Raw genomic sequence first — 26,488 nt, forward strand, 5'->3', positions numbered from 1 at the left:
CGTCGAGGGCCACGACGCAGGTCCAGGCAGCGACGACCGCGGGGAACAGCGCCAGCCCGACCGCCACCGCGCCCAGCCACACCGCGCCGGCGCCCAGCGCGGCGACCGACCGGTCCACGGCCCCGGCGCGGGCAGCGCGCAGCGTGCCGACCCCGCGCAGCAGCGCGAGGACCCCGACGCCGGCCAGCATCACGCGGACACCGGTGTCGGCGACGAGCACGCCGACCACCGCGAGCGCCACCAGCACGGCGCCCTGCAGGGCCGTCCACGGCCAGGACCGGCGGGCCTGCTCGGGAGCCGGGACAGGGGTGGAGGTGGCAGCGCTCGTCACCGGACCAGTGTCCCCCATCCGCCCGGCGGAACCGGTTCGGCTGTGCCACCCTCGCCGCACGGGGTGCACACAGCAACGACACGACGTCCGGAGGACTCCCCATGAGCGCCCACGAGACCGCCGCCCGCGTGAGCAGGTCGGACGCGTTGGAGAACGTCGCCCGGGTAGGGCTGGTCGCCTACGGCGTGGTCCACCTGCTGATCGCCTGGCTGGCCCTGCAGCTGGCCTGGGGCGGGGGCAGCGGCTCGGCCGACCAGTCCGGCGCGCTGGCCACGCTGGCCCAGGAGCCGTTCGGCACGCCGTTGCTGTGGGTGCTCGGCCTCGGGCTGATCGCCCTGGCGCTGTGGCAGCTGGGTGAGCTGCTGCGCTTCTACGGCGGGCTGTCCGGGTCGGGCGACGCGAAGAAGCACGCCGTCGAGGGGGTCGTGAAGAGCGTCGCCAAGGCCGTGGTCTACACCGCCCTGGCGGTCAGCGCCCTGCGCTTCGCCACGGGTGGGGGGTCCTCGTCCTCGGGCCAGCAGCAGCAGGCGACGTCCGGGGTGTTCGGCCTGCCGGGTGGCCGCTTCCTCGTCGGCGTGGCCGGCCTGGTGGTGATCGGCGTCGGCGTCTACCAGGTGGTCAAGGGCGCGAAGAAGAAGTTCCTGAAGGAGATCGACACGTCCTCGGCGTCCCCGGGGCAGCTGCGCGTGGTCGAGCGGCTGGGCCAGGTGGGCTACGTGGCGAAGGGGGCGGCGTTCGTCGTCGGCGGCGGGCTGCTGGCCTACGCGGCGATCACGTTCGACCCGTCGAAGGCGACCGGGCTGGACGGCGCCATGCACACGATCCTGCAGGCGCCCTTCGGGCAGGTGCTGCTCACGCTGGTGGCGCTGGGCATCGCGGCGTTCGGGGTCTTCTGCTTCTTCCGCGCGCGCTACCCGCAGCGCACCTGAGTGGTCACGCTGCCCCCTGCCGTCACCCGGGCGCTGGACCGGGTGGTCGGCCGCATCCCCGACAGCTGGTTGGAGCGCGCGCACGCGGCGGCCGACCGCGCCCGGGAGGTCACCGACCACCCGTGGCTGGAGCGGCTGGCCCAGGTCGGTCTCGTCGCCTACGGCCTGGTGCACCTGTTGATCGGGTGGCTGGCGTTCACCGTCGCCTGGCGGATCGACCCGGCCGCCGATGACGCCGACCAGGCCGGGGCGCTGCAGATGGTGTCGGATTCCCCCGGCGGGCTGGTGCTGCTGTGGGTGATCGGTCTGGGGCTGCTGTCGCTGGCCGTGTGGCAGGCCGGTGAGGTGCTGCGGTGGTGGACCGGGCTGCTGCACCCCGACCGCCGGCTGCACGCGGGGTTCGTCTGCGCCAAGTGCCTGGCGAAGGCCGTGGTCTACGGCGCGCTGGCGGTGGTGGCGCTGGTGTTCGCCGTCGGGGCGCGCTACGACGCCACCGAGAGCACCCAGGACCTCACCGACGAGCTGCTGGACGTCCCCGGCGGCGCGGCGCTGCTGGTCCTCGGCGGTCTGGTCGTGGTGGGCGTGGGGTGCTACCTGGCCTGGCGCGGCTGGACGGCCGGGTTCATGAAGGACATCGACCTGGCCGCCGCGCCCGACCGGTACGAACCGGTGATCGGGTCGCTGGGCCGGGTCGGCTACCTGGCCAAGTCGGTGGCGTTCGCCGTCGCCGGGGGGCTGGTCGTCTTCGCCGCGCTCACCAAGGACATCTCGACGGCGACCGGCCTGGACGGCGCACTGAACACGATCGGCGCCGCACCGGCCGGCCAGTGGCTGCTCACCGCGGTGGCGGTCGGCTTCGCCGCGTTCGGCGTCTACGCCCTGGCCCGCGCCCGCTACCCCGACCGCGACCCGGCCACCTGATCCCGTCCTCCCCCGGCACCGCTCACCGAGCGCCGCGACCAGTCGCCCCGCGGGAACCCGATCGGCGCGCGGCGATCCGGTCACCCCGATGCCATCCGGTCACCGCACGCCGCGACCGCATCCTGCGGGGTGACCGAGCGGCCACCCTCACCCGCCGGCGGGGCGCCGCAGGCTCCGCAGCGCGGACGGCACCGCGGTACCGATCCCCACCCGGAGGAACCGACCGAGACCGGCGACCGGGCCGTGCAGCTCGGCGTCGGCCCGGTTCAGCCGTACCCAGACGAGGGCCGCAAGCGCGAACCAGGTGAGCGCCAGCAGCACGTCGACGCCGTTCGCGGGAGCCGTCGTCCCGGGCCCCAGGTCACCCCGGGCGGCCTGCACGAGCACCCAGACGTTCAGCGCCCAGCCTGCGGCCACGGCGAGCACGTACCCGACGGCGAGCGCCGGCGGGAACACCAGATGTGCGTTCTCGGCCAGCACGTGCTCGTCCCGTAGCCGATGGAACACGACCGCCAGCACCACGGCGACGACGACCTGGGCGACCGCCGACCACACGTCCCCGCCCGGCGCCACGCCGTCGATCATGACGGGTCACACGATGCGTGGGCCGATGAGGATCTCGGTGTCGTCGGGGCGGTAGGTGCGCCATCGGCCCCCGGGATCGCGCTCGACGCGGAAACCGTGGTGGACCTGGGTGTGGTGGGGTTCGCACAGCAGCGCGGAGTTGGCCAGCGAGGTCTCGCCGCCGTGCGCCCAGTGCACCAGGTGGTGCACCTCGGCCCAGTGGTGCGGCGCCCCGCACCCGGCGAACACGCACTCCTTGTCCCTGGCCACCACGGCCCGGCGCAGGGCAGGGGTGACCACGCGATGGGTACGGCCCACGTCCAACGGTGTGCCGTCGGGCCCCATGACGATGCGCGTGACCGCCGAGTCGCAGGCCAACCAGCGGGCCCGTGCGGCGGAGATGACGGCCCCGAAACCCATCGTGGCGGTCGCCGGACCGGTGCCGTCCGTGACGAGGTCGTCGGCGGCGATGGTGACCACGACGTGCGGCTTCACCGTCCGCAGCACCGGCAGCTCGCCTCCGGCCAGGGCGTTGTCGGCCAGCTGCACCAGGGCGCCACCCTGCCGCTGGGCCCGGGTGCGCCGGTCCCCCTCGGGGCGGTCGGCCTGCACGGTGGACTCGATGGCGGTCTTCACCTTCTCCCCGCCGACGGCGTCGAGCTCGAAGTGCCCGGTCACGGTGCCGTCCGCGTGGGTGGTCATCGTCAACGACCGCTGCTCCACGGGGTCAGGCTCCACACCGTCGGGCTCCAGCGCCTCCAGGAACGCGTTCACCGCCGTGACCAGCGCCTTGTGCGACGACACGGTGGCCACCTCGGCCCACACCCGGTCGAACAACCGCAGGTCGATGCCCTGCTCCTCGGCCGCAGCCCGCTGCCGGTCACCGACCGCGGACGCCACGACGTCCATCTGCGCGGCGGTCACCGACCCCTCGGCGAACCGCTGGGCCAGGAGCGGGAAGTGCTCCACGACCCGGCCCACCCGCACCATCCGCGACGCATCTGCCGCCGAGATCCGCTGGTGCCCGATCAACCAGGACCGCACCGAGGACAACCCGTCGTGCTCCACCGCCTGGGTGAGTTCGGCGTGCCGCACCACGCCCGCGATCTGGGCATCGAGTCGGTTGCGCTCCACGACCAGCCCGGCCAGCAGCTCCAGCACGTCGGAAGCAGGCAGCCGGTGCAGGTCCTCGACCTCGTCCAGATCCAGGGGAGCATCCAGAACGGTCATCGCCACACCTCCCGCCCGTTCGATCACGTGTTCGAAGCGTACCGCCACCCGAGGCGAAAGGCCAGGTCAGATGCGTGATTCGGCAACCGCGGAGCGTGCCGGTCAGGACGGCGGCCCGCCAGGCCGGCGGGCCACCCGGTGCGCCCGGGCGAAGGATGCGGCAGCCATGGCGAGGACGGCCGGCGTCCACCACGGGACACCGGCCACGACAGCGGCGACCGCGAGCAGGCAGGCCGTCCCCAGGCAGAGCCAGGCCAGGAACAGCGTCGTGTGCAGCTCGCGGAGGTGAAGCGCCGTCGGCGTCCTTTCCCGGCCCCGGGCAGACGCATCCACCCGGGCTCGGAACCGGCGGGCCCAGCGGTCGACCGGTGCACCCATGTCGTGACAGTGCCACCGGTCGGGCAGGGTCGGGGCCATGAGCGACCGGACCGCGACCCCGCACGGGTTCGGTCGGTTCTGGACCGCCTCGACCGTCACCGGGTTGGGCGCGTACGCGACCACCGTCGCCATCGGCGTGCTGGTGGAGGTCGAGCTCGGCGGGACGGCGCTGGACCTGGGCTGGGTGAACGCCGCCCGGTGGGCGCCCTACCTGCTGGTCGGCCTGGTCGCCGGGGTGCTCGCCGACCGGGTCCGCCGCCGTCCGCTGCTGGCCGGCGCCGACCTCGCCCGGGCCGCGGTGCTCGGCGTCGTCCCGCTGCTGGCCGCGCTCGGCGTCCTCACCCTGCCCGTGTTGACCGCACTGGTCGGCGCGTTCGGTCTGGCGTCGGTCGTGGGCGACGCCGCCCAGCAGTCCTTCCTCCCCCGTCTCGTCGGTACGGCCGGGCTGGGCCGCGCCAACACCTGGCTGCAGCAGGGCGACGCCGCCGCCCAGGGCGTCGGTCCGCTGGTCGGCGGCGCGCTCGCCGCCGCCGGGGCGCCGCTCGCGCTGCTGGTCGGCGCCGTCGGCCACCTGGTCTCCGCGGGCCTCGTGCTCGCCACGCCGCTGCACGACCCGCGGCCGGCCCGGGCGCCCCGGCGGGCCATGCTCGCCGAGCTCCGGGAGGGCGTGCGGTGGGTCTACCGGCACCCCACGCTGCGGCCGCTCGCGCTCGGCACCCACGTCTGGTTCGTGGCCAACGCCGCGATCGGCACCGTCACGGTGACCTACCTGCTCACCGTCCTCGACGTCGGCGCGTTCGGCCTCGGCACCGCGACGGCGGCCGCCGGCGCGGGCACCCTGCTCGGCACCTCGGCCGCCGACCGGGTCGGACGGCGGACGGGCGGGCCGGGCACCGTCGTCGGCGGGCGGCTCGTCGAGGCAGCCGGGGTGCTGCTGCTCGTCGTCCTGCCGCAGCTGCCCGGCCCGGCGCTGCTCGGGGTGGTGGTCGCCCAGCTGCTGTTCGGGTTCGGCATGGGCGTCGAGGGGCCCTTCGAGATGTCGCACCGGCAGGCCGTCACCCCCGACCGGCTGCAGGGCCGCACCAACGCGACCATGCGCTCGCTGAACCGGGCCGCGGTCATCGTGGGCGCCCCGGCCGGCGGCGCGCTGGCGCTGGCCACCTCCCCGCGGGTCGCGCTGGTCGCCGCCGCGGCGGTCATCGCCGTGTCCTCCCTGGCGCTCGCCCGGTCAGGGTTCCGGCACGCTGACGAGCTGCCCGCCGCCCGGCCGGGAAAAGGGTTGCACCAGGCCGGATGATCGGGACGTGCACTGCTCCCCCGCGAGGCCGTGGTCCCGCCGCTGACGGCGGCGCACCCGGACCTCCCGCAGGACCCCTGCCCGCCGTCCCGGCCACCGCCGGGCGGCCGCCCGTGCTGCCCGGCTCCAGGACGACCTCCGGAGCAGACGCATGCCCACCACCCCCACCCCGACCGCCCAGCTGCGCGCCGAGCACGTCTCGGTCACCCGGGGCGGGCGGCCCCTCCTGCGCGACCTCTCCCTCACCCTGACCACCCGCTCGCGGCTGGCCGTCGTGGGCGAGAACGGCCGGGGCAAGACCACCCTGCTGCACGTCCTCGCCGGGCTGCTGGCCCCCGACGAGGGCGCGGTGCACCGCGCCGGCACCCTCGGCCTCGCCCGGCAGGACATGCCGGTCGCCCCCGGCGCGACCGTCGGTGACCTGACCACCGCAGCCGCGGCTGCCTCCGTCCGGGCCCTGCGCGACCTCGACCGGGCCACCGCCGAGCTCGCCGACGGGGTGGACGGCGCCGCGGACCGCTACGCCGACGCCCTGGACCGGGCCACCCGCCTCGACGCCTGGGACGCCGGACGGCGGCTCGACGTCGCCCTCGAAGCCCTCGGCGCCTGCACCGACCGGGGGCGCGCGCTCGCCACGCTGTCGGTGGGCCAGCGGTACCGGGTCCGGCTGGCCTGCCTGCTCGGTGCGCACCACGACCTGCTGCTGCTCGACGAACCCACCAACCACCTCGACGCGGCGGGCCTGGACTTCCTCACCGACCGGCTGCGCGACGCCCCCGGCGGCTGGGTGCTGGTCAGCCACGACCGGGCGCTCCTGGCCGACACCGCGACGTCCTTCCTCGACCTCGACCCGAGCCGCGACGGCACCGCCGGGCTGCGCGTCGGCGGCTACGCCGACTGGCAGGAGGGACGACGCCGCGAGCGGGAGGCCTGGGCGCAGGCGCACGCCGACCAGGTGGCCGGGCAGCAGCGGCTGGCCGCCGCCGTCGACCGGGCCCGCGGCCGGCTGTCCACCGGCTGGCGCCCGGACAAGGGCACCGGCAAGCACCAGCGGCAGTCGCACGCCCCCGGTGTCGTGCAGGCGCTGCGCCGCGACCAGGAGGCGCTCGCCGCGCACCGCGTCACCGCGCCTCCCCCGCCGGTACCGCTGCGGTTCCCCGACCTCGCGCCCCGGCCCGGGTCACCGCTGCTCACCGTCGAGAGGGTGGTCGTCGCCGGGCGGGTGCGCCGGCCGGTGGACCTGGCGCTCGCCGCGGCTGACCGGCTGGTGGTCAGCGGTGGCAACGGGGCCGGCAAGTCCACGCTGCTCGCCGTCCTCGCCGGCCGGCTGGACCCGACGTCGGGACGGGTGGACCGGCACGAGGGCGTCCGGGTCGGGGTGCTCGCGCAGGAGTCCGACCAGCTGCCCGCCGACGCCACCGTGCACCAGCTGCTGGACGGCGCCCCGGCCGCCGGCCTGCTGGATGCGGAAGCGCTGCGCACCCCGGCCGGGCGGCTGTCAGAGGGACAACGCCGACGGCTCGACCTGGCCGTCGTCCTGGGCGCGCGGCCGGACCTGCTGCTGCTCGACGAGCCGACCAACCACCTGTCGGCGGCGCTGGTCGACGAGCTCACCGCCGCGCTGCGCGGCACGGGGGCCGCCGTCGTCGTCGCCACCCACGACCGTCAGTTGCTGCGCGACCTCGCCGACTGGCCGCGGTTGGCGCTGGGCTGACCCCACCCACGACGACGGCCGGCCACCCCGAGGGGTGACCGGCCGTCGCCGGGGTGCTCAGGGCGTCAGAGCTCGACGTCCTCGTAGCAGGGGCCGGTGAACTCGTAGCCCTGCGCGGTCGAGCCCTCGAGGTCGGCCTCGGCGACGGTGATGCCGGTCGAGGCGTTCGGGTCGGGGCTGGACAGCTGGGTCACCCGGACGGCGGCGGAGTCCGCGCCGTCCGCGTAGTCCCCGGAGCCCTCGGGCAGCATGCCCTCGTAGTCCACCGAGGACAGGCCCGATGCGGCCTCGTAGAGGCCCTGACGGGTCAGGTCACCGTTCTCCGCCGCCGCCTCGAGCGCGGCCTTCAGCGGGTAGGACCACACCCAGCCCGAGGTGAAGAACTCGTTCGGGCTGGTGCCCGACGCCTCGGCCGCGGCGCGCATCGCCTCGTGGCCGGGGGTGTCGGCGTCGAACGGGGCCCACGGGCCGAGCAGCTGGTAGGACGCCTGCAGCGCCGGCGCGGCCGGGCTCTGCAGCAGCGCGACGTTCCAGGTCGGCGAGGAGCCGAGGAAGCGGCCGGTGAAGCCCTGCGCCACCGACTGGCCGACGATCGTGGCCATGTCGGCCGGGCCGGTCGAGATGATCACGACGTCGGGCTGCTGGTCGCGGATCGCGGCGATGGCCGAGGCCTGGTTGTCGGTGCCGGCGGTGGTCTCCACGTTGGTGAACTCGATGCCGTTGGCGTCGGCGGCCACCTTGGCGCCGGCCGCGGCGTCGCCGCCGTAGTCACCGGCGTAGTGCACCGCCATGACCGACTCGGCGCCGTTGTTCTCCACCGCGTAGTCGACGCCGTTCATGGCCTCGGCGCAGTAGGTCGGGCCGGACTCCAGGATGGCGTCCTGGAACAGGTAGAGCGAGGTCCACCCGGCCGGGGCGGCGACGATGTTCTCGGCCTCCAGGTCCTCGACGATGGCCGCGGTGGGGGGCGAGCCGAGGGTCTGGGCCAGGGCCAGGATGTCGGGCTTGATCTCCTGGTAGACCTGGTTGGTGACCTGCGGGTTGTACTGGTTGTCCCGCACGTACTCGGTGACGTTGATGTCGTAGCCGCCGATGCCGCCGTCCTCGTTGACGCGCTGCCAGAACGCCTCCTGGCCGGCGACGATGACCGGACCGGCCGGGGCGAACGGGCCGACGGTGAGGTCGGACAGCGTGCCCAGGTAGATGCAGCCGTTGTCCGGGTTCACCGCCTCGGGGCACGGGTCGCTGGTGACACCGACATCGGTGGCGATGCCGCCGTCACTGCTGCCGCCGCCGTCGGCCGGGTCCTCCCCGCCGCCGCGGCAGCCCGCGGCGAAGACCGCGAGGCCGGCCAGACCGGCCGCCGCGACCCGCCGTCGCGTCCGTGTGCTGCTCATCAGTGGTGCTCCCTCCATGCCGGCGATCGCCGGTTCGGGCGACCCACCCGGCGTCGTCGCCGGGCGGGAGATCTAGTAGGAGAAGGGCCAGGCCTTCCAGTAGTTGCGGATCCGGATCCACAGGCCGAACAGGCCGCGGGGTTCCAGCAGCAGGAACGCGACGATCAGCAGGCCGTAGAGCAACGTCTCCACCTGGAAGACGTTGGGCGTCTGCGTCGCCGAGGAGGACAGGAACGGCAGGTACTCCGGCAGCTCGCGGGTGAGCCGGGGCAGCAGCGCGATGAAGAAGGCGCCCATGATCGACCCGGAGATCGTCGACACCCCGCCGATCAGCACCATCGCCACGAACTGCACCGACAGCAGCAGGCCGAAGCTGGAGGGGTCCAGGTACCCGGTGATGGAGAACAGCAGGGCACCGGCGCAGCCGGCGTAGAACCCGCTGATCACGAACGCCCGCCGCTTGACCTTGCGGACGTCGACCCCGGTCACCTCCGCGGCGATGTCGCGGTCGCGGACGGCGGCGAAACTGCGGCCCATCGCCGAGCGGGCGATGTTGCGGCCCAGCAGCGCGAACACGCACAGCAGCACGAACATCAGCAGGTACAGCTGCTGGTCGGCGCTGAACACCTCGGTGCGTCGGGACAGGTCCACCCCGAACAGCACCGGGTCCGCGGCCGGGCGGCCCACCCCGATGCCGCCGGTGACGGCGTCCCACTCGTTCCAGATGTGGGTGCCCAGGAAGACCAGGCCCAGGGTCACGATCGCCAGGTAGAGCCCGCGCAGCCGGCTGGCCAGCGGCGCCACGACGAACCCGACGAGTGCGGCGACCAGGCCGCCGGCCAGCAACCACACCGGCAGGAACGTGATGCCGAACCCGTACAGCCGGTCGTCGTCGGGGTCCCCGGAGACGACCGCGGCGGTGTAGGCGCCGATGCCGATGAAGAACGCGTGCCCCAGGCTGACCTGCCCGGCGTACCCGGTGACCAGGTTCAGCCCGATCGCGCCGATGGCCAGCACGCAGCCGGTGGCCAGCAGCCGCAGCAGGTCGTCCTCGAGCAGGAACGGCAGGAACACCCCGACCGCCAGCAGCACCAGGACGGCGACCTTCTTGGCGCCGGTGTTGAGCAGCGCCATGTCCTGGCCGTAGGAGGTGTAGAGCATCGGCCGGCCCAGCGGCCGGCGTCCCTTCGCCTCGGCCGGCTCCGAGGACTTCGACGGTTCTCGGACGGCGGTCACACGCGTTCCACCTCTCGGGTGCCGAACAGCCCGTAGGGGCGCACGAGCAGGACGACCAGCAGCAGCACGTACGGCGAGACCAGCGAGAAGTTCTGGCCGAGGAAGGGCAGGTACTCGCCCTGGTAGGTGGCGAAGAAGCTCTCGACCAGCCCGACCAGCAGGCCGCCGACGACGGCACCGCCGATGGAGTCCAGGCCGCCGATGATGATCGCCGGCAGCGCCTTGAGCGCGATCACCCACGTCGACTGGTCGACCCCGCCGCCGGCACCCACGAAGGCCCCGGCGACCGCCGCGATCCCGGCGGCCATCGCCCAGGCCAGCGCGGTCATCGACCCGACCGGCACGCCCTGGACCAGTGCGGTCTCCTGGTCCAGCGAGGAGGCCCGCATCGCCAGCCCGTAGCGGCTGTACCGGAAGAAGGCGAACAGCCCGGCCCCGACGACCAGCAGGACGACGGCCATGGCGATGTAGCGCTCCTGCACCGGCAGGCCCAGCACGTCGACGGTGGACAGGCCCCACGGGTCGCCGACGTTGCGCACGTCGGGCCCGATGAAGACGTTGACCACGACCCGGATGGCGATGTCCAGGCCCAGGGTGATGATCGCGACGACGAACACCGGCCGGCCGATCATCGGCCGGATCGTGGTCCGCTCCAGGCCCCACCCGAGCATGCCGATGGCGACCGCGGCGAGCGGGACGGCGAGGTAGAACCCGACCGGGCCGGCCAGGTAGCTGACCAGCACCGCGCCGGCCAGCATCAGCGCCGGCTGGGCGAAGCTGATCACCTTCGAGGACTTGTAGATGATCACGAAGCTGACGGCCAGGAGCGCGTAGACCGAGCCGAAGCCCAGCCCGCGCACCGTGGTCAGCAGGACGTCCCTCACGAGCGGGCTCCCTTGCTGTACATCGACTCGACGAGGGGGGCGTAGCGCTCGGCCAGTGCCGACCGGCGCACCTTCTGGGTGGCGGTGAGCTCGCCGTCCTCGTGGTCGAGGAGCTTGGGCAGCAGCCGGAAGGTCTTGATCTGCTCGACCGGGTTCAGGCCGGCGTTGACGCCGTCGACGATGCCCTGCACCAGCTCGCGCACCTCCACCCGTTCGGTGAGGTCCCGGTAGGTGGTGAAGGCGATCCGCTGCTTCTGCGCCCAGTCCCCGACCGTGTCGGGCTCGATGCCGATCAGCGCGGTCAGGAACGGGCGCCGGTCGCCGATGACCACGCACTCCTTGACCAGGGGCGAGACCTTGACGGCGTTCTCGATCTCCGACGGCGCGACGTTCTTGCCGCCGGCGGTGATCATGATGTCCTTCATCCGGTCGGTGATCCGCAGCCGGCCGTCCTCGAGCACCCCGACGTCGCCGGTGTGCAGCCAGCCGTCGGCGTCCACCGCCTCGGCGGTGGCGTCGGGCCGGTTCCAGTAGCCGGCGAAGGTCGCCGGCCCGCGGGTGAGCACCTCGCCGGTGGTCTCGTCGATGCGCAGCTCGACCGAGTCGTGCGGCTCCCCCACCGTGCCCAGCCGGATCCGGCCGGGCCGGTTGGCGGTGGCCGAGGCGGTGTTCTCGGTCATCCCGTAGACCTCGTGGACCGGGACGCCGATGCCCATGAAGAACCGGAGCACGTCGACCGAGACCGGCGCCGCCCCGCAGCCGGCCCAGCGCACCCGGCGCAGCCCGAGCCGGTCGCGCAGCGCGCGGACCACCAGCACCCAGGCGATGCCGTGCAGCACCCGGCTACCTGCGGTGTGCTTGCCGCCGTTGGCCTCCATCGCCGTCGCGACCTTCGCCGAGAGCGCCAGCCCCAGGTTGCCGGCGTTGCGCTTGAGCGTGCTGGCCGCCGACTGCTTGACCTGCACCGTGGCCAGCAGCTTCTCCCAGATCCGCGGGACGGCGAAGAAGAAGGTCGGCTGGATCTCCCGCAGGTTCTCCGGGACGGTGTCGATGGACTCGGCGAAGTTGACCTGGATGCCGGTGGCGGCGTTGTTCCAGGTGGTGAAGATCCGCTCCGCGACGTGGCACAGCGGCAGGTAGGACAGGGACAGGTCCTTGGGGCCGGCGGGCGGGTCCAGCAGCCCGGCCGGGCCGGTGAGGGCGGCGACGGTGGCCTCGACGTTGCCGACGGTGAGCATGGCGCCCTTGGGCGCCCCCGTCGTCCCCGACGTGTAGATCAGCGTCATCAGGTCGCCGGTCCGGGTCTGCGCCATCGCCTGCTCGACCGCGCCCGGGTGCGCGGCGCGGTGCGCGCGGCCCCGGGCCAGCAGGTCCTCCCAGAACAGCAACCGGCCGTCGGTGTAGCGACCGCGGATGCCGCGGGGCTCGAGGTAGACCAGGTGCTCCAGGGCGGGCAGCTCGGCGGAGACCTCCAGCGCCTTGTCCAGCTGCTCCTGGTCCTCGGCGACCAGCAGCCGCGCGCCGGAGTCGCGCAGCACGTGCACGACCTCGGCCGGCGGGTTGGTCGGGTAGAGCCCGACGGTCACCGCGCCGACGGCGACCGCGGCGAGGTCGGCGACCAGCCACTCCTGGCGGTTCTCCGACTGGATGGCCACCCGGTCGCCGCGGGCGATGCCCAGGTCGAGGTAGGCGTGCGCGACGTCCAGGACGTCGTCCCAGTACTGCGACCAGGACGTCTCGCGCCACAGGCCCTTCTCCTTGGACCGCATCGCCACCCCGGTGGGGGTGTCGCGGGCGCGGTCGCGGACCCGGGTGACCACCGTGGTGGTCGCGGTGCCCTGCGTGCTCGGCTCGGTCGTGGTGGTCATGCCGGCGTCCCCTCGGTCTTCTTCTTGCGCCGGCCACCGGTGTCGTGGTCCTCGCCCAGGTAGGCCTTGATCACGTCCGGGTGCCGCTGGACCTCGGCCGGGGTGCCGGTGGTGATCGGGACGCCGAAGTCGACGGCCATGATCCGGTCGGCCAGGTCCATGACCAGGCCCATGTCGTGCTCGACCATCAGGATCGAGATGCCCAGCTCGTCGCGGATGTCGAGGATGAAGCGGGCCATGTCCTCGACCTCCTCGAGGTTCATCCCGGCCACCGGCTCGTCGAGCAGCAGCAGCGTGGGCTCCATGGCCAGCGCCCGGCCCAGCTCCACCCGCTTCTGCACGCCGTAGGGCAGCAGGCCGACCGGGAAGCGCCGGTAGGACTCCAGCTCCAGGAAGTCGACGATCTCCTCGACGGCGGCGCGGTCGGCCAGCTCGCTCTTCCTGGCCGGGCCCAGCCAGGCCATCGCGGCGAACATGCCGTACCGCACCCGGTGCGCGCGGCCGAGCATCAGGTTGTCGACGACGGTGAGGTTCTCGAACAGCTCGATGTTCTGGAACGTCCGCGCCATGCCCAGGGCGGCGATCTTGTTGGGCCGCCGGCCGAGGATGTCCTCGCCCCGGAAGCGGACCGAGCCCTCCTGCGGCCGGTAGACCCCCGACAGCACGTTGAACACCGAGGTCTTGCCGGCGCCGTTGGGGCCGATGATGGCGAACAGCTCGCGCTCGCCGACGGTGAAGGTCGCCCCGTTGATCGCGGTGACGCCCTTGAACCGCAGGGTGACGCCCTCGACCTCGAGGACCGGTGCCGACGCCGCGTGCGTCACGAGAGCCACCTCTTCCGCCGCTTGTAGTGCTTGACGTCGCGGAAGCTGCGCTCGCCCTCGCCACCCAGGCCCAGGTAGAACTCCTGGATGTCGGAGTCGTCGAGCAGCTCCTGCGCGGGCTTGTCCATCACGACCCGGCCGTTCTCCAGCACGTAGCCGTGGTCGGAGATCGACAGCGCCATGGAGGCGTTCTGCTCCACCAGCAGCACCGTCGTCCCCTGCTCGTTGATCTGGCTGATCAGGTCGCGGATGCTGCCGACCAGCTGCGGCGCGAGGCCCAGGCTGGGCTCGTCGAGCAGCAGGTAGCGCGGGGAGCTCATCATCGCCCGGCCCATCGCGAGCATCTGCTGCTCGCCACCGGAGAGGTAGCCCGCGGCCTGCGTGCGCCGCTCCAGCAGCCGGGGGAACAGGTCGTAGACCCGCTCCAGGTTGGCCGCCCGGTCCCGGGGGCGGGTGTGCGCGCCGACGCGGAGGTTCTCCTCGACGGAGAACTCGCCGAACACCCGCCGACCCTCCAGCACCTGGCTGATGCCGCGCGCCACGACCTGCTGGGGGTCCAGGTGGTCGATCCGCTCGCCGTCGAGGGTGATCTGGCCGCGGGTGACCGCGCCGTGGTGGATGTCCAGGAGGCCGGACAGCGCCCGGAGCAGGGTCGTCTTGCCGGCGCCGTTGGCACCCAGGAGGCCCACGATCGTCCCGTCGGGCACCTCGAGGCTCACCCCCCGGAGCACCAGCACGACGTCGTCGTAGACGACCTCGAGGTTGCTGACTGCGAGCACGTGCCGCCCTTCGTCGCTGGAGGTTGCACCGGTCAACGTCCGTGAGCCAGATCACGGACATCGCGTGATCCGGGACACTAGGTGCCAGCTGTGGGGCGGGGAAGAGCGTTGAGGCGTTCCGGCATCCGGAGGGGTGTTTCGTTATGCGCCCGTGATCGAAGGGGCCCGGCGTTCGGTTCAGCCGAACACGGACAGCCCGCGGGCGGCCGTCAGCACCCGGTCCAGGGCGGCCGCGCAGCCCTCGTGCAGGGCGACCAGGTGTGCGAACCCGTGCGGCACCCCGGGCAGGTCGAGCGCGGTCACCGGCACCCCCGCGCCGGCGAGCGCCGCCGCGTAGGCCCGGCCGGAGTCGCGCAGCGCGTCCAGCTCGGCGGTGACCAGCAGCGCCGGCGGCAGCCCGGCCAGGTCCGCGGCCTCCAGCGGGCTGATCCGCGGGTCGGTGAGCGGCACCCCGCGCGGGAGGTAGCTGCGCGTGTAGAAGCCCATGTCCGACAGCGACAGGAACGGGCTGGTGCCCCACGCGTCCACCGAGGGCCAGTCGGCGCCCGCGGCCACCGACGGGTAGAGCAGCAGCTGGGCCGCCGGCTGGGGGCCACCGGCCGCGCGCAGCTGCTGGCAGGCAACCGCGGCGAGGTTGCCGCCACCGCTGTCCCCGGCCACCACCACCCGGTCGGGGTCGGCGGCCTCCGCGAGCGCCCAGCGGACGGCCGCGACGGCGTCCTCGACCGCGGCCGGGAACGGGTGCTCGGGTGCCCGCCGGAACTCCACGGCGAGGACGACGGCGGACAGGCCGGCCGCCAGCCGCGCAGCCAGCCCGCCGTAGGAGGCCGCCGTCCCCAGCGTCCAGCCCCCGCCGTGCAGGAACACCACCGTCGCCCCGCCCGCGCCGGGCGGGGCGTACCGGTCGGCGGCCAGCCCGCCGCCCAGGTCGACCCGCGACACCGGGACGTCGGGGGCGCCGGCCAGGCCGCGGGCGAGCAGCCGGTCGAACCGCTCCCGGGCCGCCTCCAGCCCGACCTCCCGGGCCGGCGGGGACAGCAGCGGGCCGAGCTGGTCGGCCAGGGTGGTCAGGTCCGGGGGCAGCGTCGCCATCCTGCGCATCCTGCCGGGTCCGGGGGCCGGTCAGGTCCCGAAGCCCGCCCGGTGCAGCAGCCGGTCCACCCCACCGCCACCGGCGGCCAGCACGCCCAGCGACCGGCCCGACGCCTCGGCCGACGCCCGGGCCTCCAGCAGCGGGCGCAGACCGGGGACGGCGAGGAAGGGCACCGCGGTCAGGTCGACGACCAGCGCGCACACCCCGGGCCCGGCCAGCGCACCGCTCAGCGCGGTGCGCAGCTCGTCGGCGCTGAGCGTGTCGACCTCCCCGGCCACGGTCACGCGCACGACGCCGTCCACCGGGTCGGTGACGACGATGCGGAGGGGCGGGGAGGACAGGGCTGCCGACATGGGCACTCGTCTCGGGGCGACGGGGACGGGCCGGCGACCGTGGTCTCGACCGCCACGCGGCAAGTTACGGGACGGCGACGTTCCGTGTCCAGTGGTGCGCGACCGATCAGCCCCACACCTGGGCGGCGACCTGCACCACGAGCTCGAGCTTGGCGACCTGGTCCTCCCGGGTCAGCGCGTTGCCCTCGACCGTGGAGGAGAACCCGCACTGCGGGGAGAGCGCCAGCTGCTCCAGCGGCACGTACCGGGCCGCCTCGTCGATGCGCCGCTTGAGGTCGTCGGCGCTCTCCAGCTCGGGCCGCTTGGTGGTGACCAGGCCCAGGACGACGCGCTTGCCCGGCGGCACGAAGCGCAGCGGCTCGAACCCGCCGGAGCGCTCGTCGTCGAACTCCAGGAAGAAACCGTCGACCTCCAGGCCGCCGAACAGCGCCTCGGCGACGAAGTCGTAGCTGCCCTCGGCCGCCCAGGAGGAGCGGAAGTTGCCGCGGCACAGGTGGGTGGTGACCGTGAGGTCGTCGGGCCGGCCGGCGAGGGCGGCGTTGATCTGGGCGATGTAGCGCTCGTGCTGGTGCTCGGCGTCCCGGCCCTGGGTGGCCAGCTGGGCCCGCTGGGCGGGGTCGTTGAGGTAGGCCAGCGACGTGTCGTCCAGCTGCAGGTACCGGCAGCCCTGCGCGGCGATGCCCTGCACCTGCTGGCGGTAGGCCGCCGAGAGGGCGTCCCAGAACGAGTCCTCGTCGGGGTAGACCGCCGGGTCCACGGCCGCAGCGCCGCCGCGGTAGTGGACCATCGACGGCGAGGGGATGGTCAGCTTGGCCGTCTGCTCCGGCTGCACCGCGCCCTGCAGGTGGGCGAAGTCGTCGGCGAAGACCGGCTCGTCGATCGACAGCGGGCCGGTGACCCGCAGCCCGGCCGGGGTGAAGTCCAGCGAGCCGTCGGCGTTGCGGAAGTGGACGGTGATGTTCTCCTGCACCTTCTCGATGCCGCCGATCGAGTGGATGAAGTCCATGTGCCACGAGGCCCGGCGGAACTCCCCGTCGGTGGCGGTGTGCAGCCCGACGTCGGCCTGCAGGCGCACCACCTCGTCGATGGCCTCGTCCTCGACCGCGCGCAGCCCCGCGGCGTCCAGCTCGCCGGCCGCGAACCGGGCGCGGGCCTCCAGCAGGTGCGGTGGGCGGAGCAGGCTGCCGACGTGGTCGGCGCGGAACGGTGGGCCGTCCGGGGTGGGGGCGTTCATCCCCCGATCCTGGCCCACCGCGCCGGGTACCGCCCGGCGCACAGGCACCGCGCGGATACTCCACGGCATGAGCAAGCGCGTGCAGGTCGGTGCCCTGGTCTGGGTGCTGGCCACCGTCGGGGCGTTCTTCCTGGACCCGATCCTGGGCAGCGCGGTGCTGCTGTTCGGCGGTGTGCTGGTGGTGGTCGGGCACCTGGCCAGCCAGTGGGGCGAGGGCACCACGTTCGAGGAGCGGGAGATGGCCCGCGCCCGGCGTCGCAAGTCCAAGTACGAGGCGAACGCCGGCAAGCGGGCCAAGGACCGCGAGCGGTGGGAGGCCGGCAAGGCCCGCCGGGCCGCGCGCGAGGCCGCGAAGGGGCCGGGGAAAACCGGGTGACGTGCCGGCGGGTGCGCCCTACCGTCCCCGCCATGGGTTCCCTGCTGCTGTTCGGCTGAGCTCCTCCGCGATCCCGGCCAAACCCCTCGCCCGACCGACCGGGCAGCAGCACAGCCCTGCCCGGACCACCCCCGTCCGGAGGTCCCCATGACCCGTCCCCCCGCCGCCGACTCCACCCCCGGCTCCGCCGCCGGCACCGCCCGCGCGACCCTGCCCGAGGACCAGCGCGAGGGCTTCGACCGGCTCGCGCACGCCGTCACCGCCGGGTCCGGCAGGGCCCTCGGTGCCGTGCTGCGCGGTCAGCTGCCCGGTGTCGAGGGCGTGCGCTGGTTGCGTGCGGAGGGCCTGCCGCCCACCGCCCGGGCCGACGCGCTCACCCCCGGCCAGTGGCTGTCCCTGCACGCCACCTGGCTCCGCCTGGAGGACGTCCCGCGGGCCGGCCGGGCCCGGGCGGGGGGCGGCAAGCCCACCACCCGCGGGCACGCGGGCGCCCAGGCCGCACCCCGCTGGTTCTGACCCCCACCCCCCGCGGTTGATCATCGTCATCCGCAGCTCGGACCCCCGTCCACCCGCGCGTCCGGCCTGCGGATGGCGATGATCACCACCGGCGGAGATGTGTGCAACCTTCGGTCACATCCATCTGTTACCCGCGGGTAGGGTCCTCCGCATGTCTGTTGTCGAGGACCTCGGCACCGCCGCCGCGGGCACCTTCCGCTCCACCGACCCGGCCAACGGCGCGCTCGTCGCCGAGCTGCCGGTGCACACCCCCGACGACGTGGCCGCCGCCGTGGCCCGCGCCCGCGACGCCGCCACCACCTGGGCCGCGCTGGGCTTCGCCGGACGCCGCACCCGGCTGGCGGCCTACCGGGGCTACCTGGCCCGCCGGATGCACGAGCTCGCCGACCTGGTGCACCGGGAGAACGGCAAGCCGCACGCGGACGCGCTGCTGGAGATCACCCTCGCCGTCGACCACCTGGCCTGGGCCGGCGCGCACGCGAAGAGGACCCTCGGCCCCCGCAGCGTCAACCCCGGCCTGCTCGCCGCCAACCACCAGGCCGTGCTGGAGTACCAGCCGCTGGGCGTGGTCGGCGTCATCGGCCCGTGGAACTACCCCGTCTTCACCCCGATGGGCTCCATCGCCTACGCCCTCGCCGCCGGCAACGCCGTGGTGTTCAAGCCCAGCGAGTTCACCCCGGCGATCGGCCTGTGGCTCGCCGAGGCCTGGGCGGCCGCCGTCCCCGACGTGCCCGACGCCCTGCAGGTCGTCACCGGCCTCGGGGAGACCGGGGCGGCGCTGTGCCGCGCCGGCGTCGGCAAGCTCGCCTTCACCGGCTCCGCCGCGACCGGGAGGAAGGTCATGGCCGCCTGCGCCGAGACCCTCACCCCGGTGCTCATGGAGTGCGGCGGCAAGGACGCGATGATCGTGGACGACGACGCCGACGTGGCGGCCGCCGCGGACGCCGCCGTCTGGGGTGCGATGAGCAACGCGGGGCAGACCTGCATCGGCATCGAGCGGGTCTACGCCACCGCGGCCGTGCACGACGCCTTCGTCGCCGCGGTCACCGAGCGGGTGGCGGGCCTCCGCCCGGGGTCCGACGAGGCCGCCTCCTACGGCCCGATGACCATGCCCTCCCAGACCGACGTCGTCCGGCGGCACCTGGACGACGCCACCGCCACGGGCGGTCGCGCGGCCACCGGCGGCACGATCACCGACGGCTTCGTCGCCCCCACCGTCCTGCTCGGCGTCCCGGAGTCCTCGGCGGCGGTGCAGGAGGAGACCTTCGGTCCCACGATCACCATCACCGAGGTCGCCGACGCCGAGCAGGCCCTCGAGCTCGCCAACGGGACGACGCTGGGCCTGGGCGGGTCGGTGTTCACCGGCTCTGCGAAGCGCGGCATGGACCTCGCCCGCCGGATGCGCAGCGGCATGACCAGCATCAACTCGGTGATCACCTTCGCCAGCGTCCCGGCGCTGCCCTTCGGCGGTGTGGGCGACAGCGGGTTCGGGCGGATCCACGGCGAGGACGGGCTGCGCGAGTTCACCCGCGCCAAGGCCATCACCCGGCAGCGGTTCGCGCTGCCGGTGCCGCTGATGAGCTTCGCGCGGCCGGAGAAGGCGGCCGACGCCCTGGCCCGCGTCATGGGCCTGGTGCACGGACGCCACCGGTGATCGGCGGGTTCGACGTCGTCGTCGTCGGGGCGGGCAGTGCCGGCTGCGCCCTGGCCGCCCGGCTCACCGAGGACCCGTCGCTGCGGGTGCTGCTGCTGGAGGCCGGCGGCTCCGACCGCGTGCTCGAGGTGCAGATCCCGGCGGCGCTGTACAAGACCTTCCGCACCCGCCGCGACTGGAACTACACGACCGAGCCGCAGCCCGCCGCCGCCGACCGCCGGGTCTTCTGGCCGCGCGGGAAGATGCTCGGCGGCTGCAGCTCGAACAACGCGATGATCTACATCCGCGGTGCGGCCGCCGACTACGACGAGTGGGCGCAGCTCACCGGCGACCCCGGCTGGTCCTACACCTCGGTGCTCCCGGTCTTCCGACGGATGGAGGACAACGCCCGCGGTGCCGACGCCTTCCACGGCACCGGCGGCCCGCTGCGCGTGGAGGACCTGCGCTCCCCGCACCCGTGGAGCCGCGCCGTCGTCGAGTCCGCCGTCGCCGCCGGCTACCCGCGCAACCCCGACTTCAACGGCGTCCGGCAGGAGGGCGCCGGGCTCTACCAGGTCACCCAGCGCCGCGGGCGGCGATGGTCGGCTGCGGACGCCTACCTGCACCCCGCCGAGGGCCGGCCGAACCTGACCGTGCGCACCGGCTCGCACGTCACCCGCGTGCTGCTCGACGGCGACCGCGCCACCGGCATCGAGTACGTCGCCGACGGCCGGGTCGAGCAGGTGCACGCCGACCAGGTGGTGCTCTCGGCCGGCGCGGTCGGCAGCCCGCAGATCCTGCAGCTGTCCGGCATCGGCCCGGCCGACCACCTGCGCTCGGTCGGCGTCGACGTCGTGCACGACCTGCCCGGGGTGGGCGAGGGCCTGCAGGACCACCCGCTGGTCCCCACCATCTGGCACGTCCGGGAGGGCAGGTCGCTGTTCCGCGGCGAGTCGCCCTCGGGGTACGCGCAGTGGTTCGGCGCCCGGCGCGGGCCGCTGACCTCCAACCTCGCCGAGGCCGGCCTGTTCACCCGGTCCGACGACGCGCTGCCCGAGCCCGACCTGCAGTTCCACTTCCTGCCGGTGAAGTACTGGCAGCAGGCCCGGGTCGACCCCGACGTCGACGCCTTCACCGCCTGCGCCGTGCTGGTGCGGGTGGAGTCCCGGGGGTCGGTGCGGCTCCGTTCGGCCGACCCCACGTGGGCCCCGGCCATAGACGCCGGCTACCTCACCGACGACCGCGACCTCGAGGCCCTGGTCACCGGGGTGGAGAAGACCCGGGAGATCGCCGGGGTGGGCCCGCTGTCGCGGGTGCTGGCCGAGGAGTGGTCGCCCGGCGGCACGGTCTCCACCCGCGCGGACCTGCGGCAGGCGGTGCGCGACACCCTCGAGTCGCTGTACCACCCGGTGTCCTCCTGCCGGATGGGCACCGACGACCTCGCGGTGGTCGACCCGCAGCTGCGCGTGCACGGCATCGAGGGCCTGCGGGTGGTCGACGCCTCGGTGATGCCGACGCTGGTCCGCGGCAACACCAACGCACCGACGATCATGGTGGCCGAGCGTGCGTCGGACATCGTGCGCGCGGAGCTCGGCGCCGTCTCTGCGATGGCCTGACCTCCGCCCGGGTCGACCCGCGCGGGCGCCCGTTGCTCCGCGCCGCAGCACGGGTCGAGGGGCGCCGCGGTGGGTCGACCCGGGCCGGAGCAGCGCGTCGGAGACCCGGAGCAGCGCGTCAGAGACGCAGCGCCGTCCGCACGAGGTCGGCGACGGGGCGGGAGCGGCTGTGCGGCGGCCAGGCGATGACCGTGGTCACCCGCGGGGCGTCGCGGACCGGCACGGTGACCACGCCCTCGGGCAGCTGGGCGCGCACCGACTCCGGCAGCACCGTGTACGTGCGGCCCAGCTGCACCAGCTGCAGCAGCTGGGCGTGGTCGCGCACCTCGGGCCCCGGGCCGTCGGGCCGCCCGCCGGGTCCGGTCCACCGCGGTGCCGGCAGCCCGGGCAGGTCGTCGAGGTCGGCCAGGGACACGTCGGTGCGCCCGGTGAGCGCGTGCCCGGCGGGCAGGACGGCGACCTGGCCCTCCGTGCCGAGCTCCTCGGCGTCCAGGCCGGCGAGGGTGTCGAAGGGCAGGTGCAGCAGGGCGACGTCCGCCCGGCCGTCGCGCAGCACCGGCCCCTGCTCGCCGACCGCGCACAGCAGCACCTCCACCGGTGCCGACCCCGGCTCGGCGGCGTAGGCGTCCAGCAGCTTGGCCAGCAGCTCCGCCGACGCGCCGGCCTTCACCGCCAGCACCACGCCCGGGCGGTCCACCGCGCCGGCCCGGCGGGTGCGGCGCTCGGCGGCCTCGACCGCGGCCAGGGCGGCGCGGCCCTCGGCCAGCAGCACCTCCCCGGCCGGGGTGAGCGCGACCGACCGGCTGGAGCGGGTCAGCAGCGGGGTGCCCAGCCGCCGCTCGAGCTGCGCCACCGCCCGGGACAGCGGCGGCTGCGCCATGCCCAGGCGCTGAGCGGCCCGCCCGAAGTGCAGCTCCTCGGCGACCGCGACGAAGTACCGCAGCTCCCGGGTCTCCACGCCGACCGACGCTACGCCTGCACCGATACCTGGCGGGTATCGCCGGGCACCCGATCGGTGTTGGCCCGGCACGGCGAACCGGGACGACGCTGACGGGCATGACGACGACGGCGCTCGTGACGGGCGCGAACAAGGGCATCGGGTACGAGATCGCGGCCGGGCTGGGCCGACTGGGCTGGGCGGTGGGCGTGGGCGCCCGCGACGACACGCGGCGGGAGGAGGCCGTGGCCCGGCTGCGGGCCGAGGGGGTGGACGCCTTCGGCGTGCCGCTGGACGTCACCGACGACGCGAGCGTGGCCGCCGCCGCGGCCCTGCTCGAGGAACGCGGCGGGCTGGACGTGCTGGTCAACAACGCCGGCGTGACCGGCGGCGGCGAGCAGACGCCGAGCAGGGTCGACATGGACGCCGTCCGCACCGCCGTCGAGGTCAACGTGTGGGGCGTGATCCGGCTGACCAACGCGGTGCTGCCGATGCTGCGCCGCTCGCCGTCCCCGCGGATCGTGAACGTGTCCAGCGGGGTGGGGTCGCTGACCCGGCAGGCGGCCGACGACGGCAGCACCGGCCCGCTCTCGGCGGCCTACTCGCCGTCCAAGACCTACCTGAACGCGGTGACCCTGCAGTACGCGAAGGAGCTCGCGGACACGCCGATCCTGGTCAACATGATGTGCCCGGGCTTCGTGGCCACCGACCTCAACGGCCACCGCGGCACCCGCACCCCGGCCGAGGGTGCGCGGAGCGCGATCCGGCTGGCGACGCTGCCCGACGGCGGGCCGACCGGCACCTACTCCGACGACGACGGGCCCGTGCCCTGGTGACCACCGCTGCCGCGCGGCGTGGATCAGCTCCGACGAGCAGCGTGCATCCTCCCGTACCGATGTCGGTGGCGGAGGATGCACATCCGTCGTCCCAGCTGATCCACGCCGAGCGGAACCGGGCGGCGGACGGGAGCATGGGCAGTCCCCGACCCCTGGAGGCTCCCCGTGTGGCTGTTCCTGACCCGTCGCCTGCGCATGTGGCTGCTGCTGAGCGTCGGCGCGCCGCTGCTGGCCAAGCTGCTGCAGCGGGTCGGTGACTCGCTCGAGCGCCGGACGGGGCAGACCACGCTGACCAAGGCCCTGCGGCAGGGCGGGCAGTTCATCGACTCCCGTCGCCGGGGTGCCCGCCGGGAGGCCCGCCGCAGCGGCCGGCGCTGAACTACCCCCGCACGACCGCGTCGGCCGCGGCCGCCTCCTCCGCGACGGGGGCGGCGGCGGGCCGGCCCCGCCGGATCGCGATCGACAGGCCGGCAGCCACCAGGCACAGCAGCGCGGCGCCGTACCAGGCGCCGTCGTAGCTGCCCGTCACGTCGCGGACCACGCCGGCGGAGTACGCCGCGGCCGCCGACCCGAGCTGATGGCTGGCGAAGACCCAGCCGAACACCACGGGTGCGCGGGCGCCGAAGTGCTGGCGGCACAGGGCCAGCGTGGGCGGCACGGTGGCCACCCAGTCCAGGCCGTAGAAGACGATGAACGCGATCATCGAGGCCTGCAGGTCGCTGCCGAACAGCGGTGGCAGCAGGAACAGCGACAGCCCGCGCAGCGAGTAGTAGGCCAGCAGCAGCAACCGGGGGTCGACCCGGTCGGTGAGCCAGCCCGAGGCGATCGTGCCGGCGATGTCGAACAGCCCGACCAGCGCCAGCAGCGACGCCGCGGTGGTGACCGGCATGCCGTGGTCGTGCGCAGCCGGGATGAAGTGCGGCTGCACGAGCCCGTTGGTGGTCGCCCCGCAGATGGCGAACCCGGCGGCGAGCAGCCAGAACACCCGGGTGCGCGCGGCCAGCGCCAACCCCGCCAGCGCCGTGCGCGCCGCGTTGCCGGTGCTGCGCGGGGGCTCGTCGGCCGCCGTCCCGCCGTAGGGCACCGCGCCGACGTCGCTGGGCCGGTCGCGCAGCCACCAGGCCACCAGCGGGACGACGGCGAGCGCGGCCGCCGTCGTCCCCAGCGCCGCCGGGCGCCAGCCGTGCGCGGCCGAGATCGTCGCGACCACCGGCAGGAAGACCAGCTGCCCGGCCGCCCCGCCCGCGGTGAGGACGCCGGAGACCAGGCCACGGCGGGCGACGAACCACCGGCCGGTCACCGTGGCGACCAGCGACATCGCCATCGACCCGGTGCCCAGCCCCACCAGCAGGCCCCAGCACAGCACCAGCTGCCACGGCGCGGTCATGAACACCGTCAGCCCGGAGCCGACCGCGACCACCAGCAGCGCGCTGACCACCACCCGCCGGATGCCGAACCGCTCCATCAGCGCAGCGGCGAACGGGGCGGTCAGCCCGTACAGCGCCATGTTCAGCCCGACGGCGGCCGAGATGGTCGAGGTGGACCAGCCGAACTCGGCCTGCAGCGGCTCGATCAGCACGCCCGGCACGGCCCGGAACGCCGCCGCGCCGACGAGGGCCAGGAAGGTCACCGCGGCGACCCACCAGGCCGGGTGCAGGCGGCGCCGAGTCGCGGTGGTCACCGCGGGAGCATCCCCGCCGGGGTGCCCCTCAGTCCAGGACGGCGTGCCCGTGGTGCTCGTGCTCGGCACGGTCGGCGCGGTCGGCCCTGCGGTCGCGCAGCCAGTCCGGCACCGCGATGGCCAGGGCCCCGAGGGCCCCGAGCACCGCCACGCCCAGCGCGACCCCGGCCGCGGTCGGGTAGTCCTGCCCGGTTGCGCCGAGCACGACGTAGAACAGCCCCGGCAGGACGGCGGAGCCCAGCGCCGCACCGAAGCGCTGCGTGGTCTGCAGCCCTCCCCCGGCGGCCCCGGCCATCCGGACCGGCACGTCGCGCAGGGTCAGCGTGATGTTGGGGCTGATGACGAACCCGCCGCCCAGGCCCGCGAGGAACAGCGCCGGCAGCACCGCCCAGGTCAGGGTGCCGGGGTCCAGGGTGGCGACGAGGAACGCGGTCAGCAGCAGCCCGGCCGAGACCACCGACAGCCCGATGACGGTGAGCAGCCGGCCGAACCGGCTGACCAGCCGGCCGGCGACCGCGGCCGACCCGGCGGCGCCGATCGCGAAGGGCACCACCGACAGACCGGAGTGCAGCGGGGTCCAGCCCAGCCCGGTCTGGAAGTACAGCGCGAAGACCAGCCAGATGCCGCTGAACCCGATGAAGTAGACGGTGCCGACGGCGACCCCGGCCGCGTAGCCCCGGGTCCGGGTCAGCAGCCGGACGTCGAACACCGGCTCCCGACCGCGGGAGACCACCCGGCGCTCCCACCGCACGAAGGCCGCGATGACCGCCGCGCCGACCAGGAACAGCCACCACAGCCGGGCCAGACCACCGGACTCGGCCTGCACGAGCGGCAGCAGCACCGCGACCGCGCCCACCGCGAGCAGCAGCGTGCCGACGACGTCGATGTCGGTGGTGGTGCCCGAGGGCCGGCCCTTCGGGAGCAGCCGGGCGGCGAGCACCAGGGCGACCACGCCGATGGGCACGTTGACGAAGAAGATGGTGCGCCACCCGAGGTCCTCGCCGAACACGCCGATGAGCAGCCCGCCGACCACCGGGCCGGTGGCGGTGGACAGGCCGACCGTGGCGCCGAACAGGCCGAACGCCTTCCCGCGCTCGGCACCGCGGAACAGCTGCTGGATCAGCGCCGAGTTCTGCGGGGCGAGGAACCCGGCGGCCACGCCCTGCAGCAGGCGGGCGGCCACGAGCATCTCGATCGTCGGCGCGGCCCCGGCCATGGCGCTGGTGAGCACGAACGCGGCCAGCGCGACCAGGAAGATCCGGCGCCGGCCGAAGGCGTCGCCCAGCCGGCCCGCCGGGACCAGCACCAGCCCGAAGGTCAGCGCGTAGCCCGAGACCACCCACTGGACACCGGCCGGGGTGGTGCCCAGCGCGTCGCGCATCGAGGGCAGCGCGACCGAGACGATGCTGACGTCCAGCAGGGTCATGAACCCGGCCACGAGCGTCACCGACAGCGCGCGCCAGCGACGCGGGTCGGGCTCGTAGTCGTCCTGGGTCGACGCCGGTCGGCGGTCGGTCGCGGTCACGAGGCTCCGTCCTACCCGACGCGGACGCCGTCACTCCCGCACGTCCCTGTGTGACCACCGACTCCCCGCCGGGTGACCGGACGGCGGGCCGGGCGTGGCAGAGTGGGGATCACCGGCGCCGCCCCCCGCTCGTCCTGGAGCAGGTGGACCCGACGTCGGCGCAGAGGCAGCGCCACCTTGGCGCGCCGGCGACCCGACGTCCGACCGGACGGTGCGGCTCGAGGACGAGCCCCGCCCTGGCGACGAACGGTGGCCACCATTCCGGTGAGGACACCCGTGACCACGAACTCCCCCGACTCCCCCTCCGGCGCGCGACCCCGCCGCCGCGCGACCAGC

Annotated in this window: 26 protein-coding genes; 10 read left to right on the top strand and 16 right to left on the bottom strand. The window is 74.5% G+C overall.

The genetic code is table 11. The features are described from left to right. A partial coding sequence (locus tag NH342_RS12855; protein ID WP_253015273.1) for a hypothetical protein occupies positions 1 to 331 on the bottom strand: 331 nt, incomplete at its 3' end. A gap of 101 nt (positions 332 to 432) precedes the next feature. Here NH342_RS12855 and NH342_RS12860 point away from each other — a divergent pair. Then, positions 433 to 1,260 carry a DUF1206 domain-containing protein gene (locus NH342_RS12860; RefSeq protein ID WP_253015274.1) on the top strand — a complete coding sequence of 276 codons (828 nt, stop codon included), beginning with the start codon at positions 433 to 435 and terminating at the stop codon, positions 1,258 to 1,260. Then, entirely contained in the window at positions 1,261 to 2,181 is a 921-nt protein-coding gene (locus NH342_RS12865) for a DUF1206 domain-containing protein (protein WP_253015275.1), read from the top strand. 147 nt (positions 2,182 to 2,328) lie between these two features. Here NH342_RS12865 and NH342_RS12870 read toward each other — a convergent pair whose 3' ends face one another. The 3 genes from NH342_RS12870 to NH342_RS12880 form a co-directional block, all read right to left on the bottom strand. Further along, the gene (locus NH342_RS12870; RefSeq protein WP_253015276.1) at positions 2,329 to 2,766 is read right to left on the bottom strand and encodes a hypothetical protein; all 438 of its coding nucleotides are present in this window, start codon (positions 2,764 to 2,766) and stop codon (positions 2,329 to 2,331) included. A 6-nt stretch (positions 2,767 to 2,772) separates the two neighbouring features. After that, on the bottom strand, positions 2,773 to 3,975 hold the full coding sequence (locus tag NH342_RS12875; RefSeq protein ID WP_253015277.1) for an HNH endonuclease signature motif containing protein: 1,203 nt from the start codon (positions 3,973 to 3,975) through the stop codon (positions 2,773 to 2,775). Positions 3,976 to 4,077: 102 nt separating this feature from the next. Next, a complete protein-coding gene (locus NH342_RS12880; RefSeq protein ID WP_253015278.1) occupies positions 4,078 to 4,353 on the bottom strand; it encodes a hypothetical protein in 276 nt (91 codons plus the stop codon). 37 nt (positions 4,354 to 4,390) lie between these two features. Between NH342_RS12880 and NH342_RS12885 the strand changes: the two genes are divergently transcribed. Further along, entirely contained in the window at positions 4,391 to 5,650 is a 1,260-nt protein-coding gene (locus NH342_RS12885; RefSeq protein ID WP_253015279.1) for an MFS transporter, read from the top strand. A 151-nt stretch (positions 5,651 to 5,801) separates the two neighbouring features. Beyond that, positions 5,802 to 7,364, top strand: coding sequence for an ABC-F family ATP-binding cassette domain-containing protein (locus NH342_RS12890; protein ID WP_253015280.1), 1,563 nt, complete (start codon positions 5,802 to 5,804; stop codon positions 7,362 to 7,364). Positions 7,365 to 7,429: 65 nt separating this feature from the next. Here the strand turns inward: NH342_RS12890 and NH342_RS12895 are convergent, their stop codons facing one another. The 9 genes from NH342_RS12895 to NH342_RS12935 form a co-directional block, all read right to left on the bottom strand. Continuing rightward, positions 7,430 to 8,761 (bottom strand): ABC transporter substrate-binding protein, encoded by a 1,332-nt coding sequence (locus tag NH342_RS12895; protein ID WP_253015281.1) that lies wholly within the window; start codon positions 8,759 to 8,761, stop codon positions 7,430 to 7,432. A gap of 72 nt (positions 8,762 to 8,833) precedes the next feature. Beyond that, a complete protein-coding gene (locus NH342_RS12900) occupies positions 8,834 to 9,997 on the bottom strand; it encodes a branched-chain amino acid ABC transporter permease (RefSeq protein ID WP_253015282.1) in 1,164 nt (387 codons plus the stop codon). Next, a complete protein-coding gene (locus NH342_RS12905; protein ID WP_253015283.1) occupies positions 9,994 to 10,881 on the bottom strand; it encodes a branched-chain amino acid ABC transporter permease in 888 nt (295 codons plus the stop codon). The genes NH342_RS12900 and NH342_RS12905 overlap by 4 nt, the downstream gene beginning before the upstream one ends. Continuing rightward, the gene (locus NH342_RS12910) at positions 10,878 to 12,749 is read right to left on the bottom strand and encodes a long-chain fatty acid--CoA ligase (RefSeq protein ID WP_253015284.1); all 1,872 of its coding nucleotides are present in this window, start codon (positions 12,747 to 12,749) and stop codon (positions 10,878 to 10,880) included. The genes NH342_RS12905 and NH342_RS12910 overlap by 4 nt, the downstream gene beginning before the upstream one ends. Further along, positions 12,746 to 13,573 carry an ABC transporter ATP-binding protein gene (locus NH342_RS12915; protein WP_253015285.1) on the bottom strand — a complete coding sequence of 276 codons (828 nt, stop codon included), beginning with the start codon at positions 13,571 to 13,573 and terminating at the stop codon, positions 12,746 to 12,748. Before NH342_RS12915 ends, NH342_RS12910 begins: the two co-directional genes overlap by 4 nt. Further along, positions 13,570 to 14,352, bottom strand: coding sequence for an ABC transporter ATP-binding protein (locus tag NH342_RS12920; RefSeq protein ID WP_253015286.1), 783 nt, complete (start codon positions 14,350 to 14,352; stop codon positions 13,570 to 13,572). Before NH342_RS12920 ends, NH342_RS12915 begins: the two co-directional genes overlap by 4 nt. Before the next feature lie 177 nt (positions 14,353 to 14,529). After that, entirely contained in the window at positions 14,530 to 15,444 is a 915-nt protein-coding gene (locus NH342_RS12925) for an alpha/beta hydrolase fold domain-containing protein (protein WP_253015287.1), read from the bottom strand. Between the two features lie 30 nt (positions 15,445 to 15,474). Next, positions 15,475 to 15,798 carry an STAS domain-containing protein gene (locus NH342_RS12930; RefSeq protein ID WP_253015288.1) on the bottom strand — a complete coding sequence of 108 codons (324 nt, stop codon included), beginning with the start codon at positions 15,796 to 15,798 and terminating at the stop codon, positions 15,475 to 15,477. 106 nt (positions 15,799 to 15,904) lie between these two features. Further along, positions 15,905 to 17,032 (bottom strand): 5-methyltetrahydropteroyltriglutamate--homocysteine S-methyltransferase, encoded by a 1,128-nt coding sequence (locus NH342_RS12935; RefSeq protein WP_253015289.1) that lies wholly within the window; start codon positions 17,030 to 17,032, stop codon positions 15,905 to 15,907. Between the two features lie 67 nt (positions 17,033 to 17,099). On the opposite strand from NH342_RS12935, the gene NH342_RS12940 reads away from it, so the two are divergent. The 4 genes from NH342_RS12940 (at position 17,100) to NH342_RS24235 (ending at position 21,173) form a co-directional block, all read left to right on the top strand. Beyond that, positions 17,100 to 17,408: a hypothetical protein gene (locus NH342_RS12940; RefSeq protein WP_253015290.1), complete on the top strand. Its 309-nt coding sequence runs from the start codon at positions 17,100 to 17,102 to the stop codon at positions 17,406 to 17,408. 147 nt (positions 17,409 to 17,555) lie between these two features. After that, entirely contained in the window at positions 17,556 to 17,924 is a 369-nt protein-coding gene (locus NH342_RS12945; RefSeq protein WP_253015297.1) for a hypothetical protein, read from the top strand. Positions 17,925 to 18,075: 151 nt separating this feature from the next. Next, complete coding sequence (locus NH342_RS12950) at positions 18,076 to 19,578, top strand: aldehyde dehydrogenase family protein (protein WP_253015291.1); 1,503 nt, start codon at positions 18,076 to 18,078, stop codon at positions 19,576 to 19,578. Beyond that, on the top strand, positions 19,575 to 21,173 hold the full coding sequence (locus NH342_RS24235) for a GMC family oxidoreductase (RefSeq protein ID WP_253015292.1): 1,599 nt from the start codon (positions 19,575 to 19,577) through the stop codon (positions 21,171 to 21,173). The genes NH342_RS12950 and NH342_RS24235 overlap by 4 nt, the downstream gene beginning before the upstream one ends. Before the next feature lie 118 nt (positions 21,174 to 21,291). Here NH342_RS24235 and NH342_RS12960 read toward each other — a convergent pair whose 3' ends face one another. Beyond that, positions 21,292 to 22,131: a LysR family transcriptional regulator gene (locus NH342_RS12960; protein WP_253015293.1), complete on the bottom strand. Its 840-nt coding sequence runs from the start codon at positions 22,129 to 22,131 to the stop codon at positions 21,292 to 21,294. A 98-nt stretch (positions 22,132 to 22,229) separates the two neighbouring features. On the opposite strand from NH342_RS12960, the gene NH342_RS12965 reads away from it, so the two are divergent. Both NH342_RS12965 and NH342_RS12970 read left to right on the top strand, forming a co-directional pair. Next, entirely contained in the window at positions 22,230 to 22,946 is a 717-nt protein-coding gene (locus NH342_RS12965) for an SDR family oxidoreductase (protein WP_253015294.1), read from the top strand. A 165-nt stretch (positions 22,947 to 23,111) separates the two neighbouring features. Next, positions 23,112 to 23,324 carry a hypothetical protein gene (locus NH342_RS12970; protein ID WP_091068885.1) on the top strand — a complete coding sequence of 71 codons (213 nt, stop codon included), beginning with the start codon at positions 23,112 to 23,114 and terminating at the stop codon, positions 23,322 to 23,324. A gap of 1 nt (position 23,325) precedes the next feature. Here the strand turns inward: NH342_RS12970 and NH342_RS12975 are convergent, their stop codons facing one another. Then, positions 23,326 to 24,627 carry an MFS transporter gene (locus NH342_RS12975; RefSeq protein WP_253015295.1) on the bottom strand — a complete coding sequence of 434 codons (1,302 nt, stop codon included), beginning with the start codon at positions 24,625 to 24,627 and terminating at the stop codon, positions 23,326 to 23,328. 28 nt (positions 24,628 to 24,655) lie between these two features. Continuing rightward, complete coding sequence (locus tag NH342_RS12980) at positions 24,656 to 26,152, bottom strand: MFS transporter (protein WP_253015296.1); 1,497 nt, start codon at positions 26,150 to 26,152, stop codon at positions 24,656 to 24,658. Positions 26,153 to 26,488 lie beyond the last annotated feature (336 nt).

It is taken from the genome of Klenkia sp. PcliD-1-E, from assembly GCF_024124375.1.
Taxonomy (GTDB): Bacteria; Actinomycetota; Actinomycetes; order Mycobacteriales; family Geodermatophilaceae; genus Klenkia.

What these genes read in the sequence shown, in the direction of transcription:
- NH342_RS12910 (WP_253015284.1), bottom strand. Translation starts at nt 12,749, where the DNA reads ATGACCACCACGACCGAGCCGAGCACGCAGGGCACCGCGACCACCACG.
- NH342_RS12930 (WP_253015288.1), bottom strand. Translation starts at nt 15,798, where the DNA reads ATGTCGGCAGCCCTGTCCTCCCCGCCCCTCCGCATCGTCGTCACCGAC.
- NH342_RS12925 (WP_253015287.1), bottom strand. Translation starts at nt 15,444, where the DNA reads ATGGCGACGCTGCCCCCGGACCTGACCACCCTGGCCGACCAGCTCGGC.
- NH342_RS12940 (WP_253015290.1), top strand. Translation starts at nt 17,100, where the DNA reads ATGAGCAAGCGCGTGCAGGTCGGTGCCCTGGTCTGGGTGCTGGCCACC.
- NH342_RS12885 (WP_253015279.1), top strand. Translation starts at nt 4,391, where the DNA reads ATGAGCGACCGGACCGCGACCCCGCACGGGTTCGGTCGGTTCTGGACC.
- NH342_RS12870 (WP_253015276.1), bottom strand. Translation starts at nt 2,766, where the DNA reads ATGATCGACGGCGTGGCGCCGGGCGGGGACGTGTGGTCGGCGGTCGCC.
- NH342_RS12950 (WP_253015291.1), top strand. Translation starts at nt 18,076, where the DNA reads ATGTCTGTTGTCGAGGACCTCGGCACCGCCGCCGCGGGCACCTTCCGC.
- NH342_RS12860 (WP_253015274.1), top strand. Translation starts at nt 433, where the DNA reads ATGAGCGCCCACGAGACCGCCGCCCGCGTGAGCAGGTCGGACGCGTTG.
- NH342_RS12880 (WP_253015278.1), bottom strand. Translation starts at nt 4,353, where the DNA reads ATGGGTGCACCGGTCGACCGCTGGGCCCGCCGGTTCCGAGCCCGGGTG.
- NH342_RS12895 (WP_253015281.1), bottom strand. Translation starts at nt 8,761, where the DNA reads ATGAGCAGCACACGGACGCGACGGCGGGTCGCGGCGGCCGGTCTGGCC.
- NH342_RS12890 (WP_253015280.1), top strand. Translation starts at nt 5,802, where the DNA reads ATGCCCACCACCCCCACCCCGACCGCCCAGCTGCGCGCCGAGCACGTC.
- NH342_RS12945 (WP_253015297.1), top strand. Translation starts at nt 17,556, where the DNA reads ATGACCCGTCCCCCCGCCGCCGACTCCACCCCCGGCTCCGCCGCCGGC.
- NH342_RS12935 (WP_253015289.1), bottom strand. Translation starts at nt 17,032, where the DNA reads ATGAACGCCCCCACCCCGGACGGCCCACCGTTCCGCGCCGACCACGTC.
- NH342_RS12875 (WP_253015277.1), bottom strand. Translation starts at nt 3,975, where the DNA reads ATGACCGTTCTGGATGCTCCCCTGGATCTGGACGAGGTCGAGGACCTG.
- NH342_RS12965 (WP_253015294.1), top strand. Translation starts at nt 22,230, where the DNA reads ATGACGACGACGGCGCTCGTGACGGGCGCGAACAAGGGCATCGGGTAC.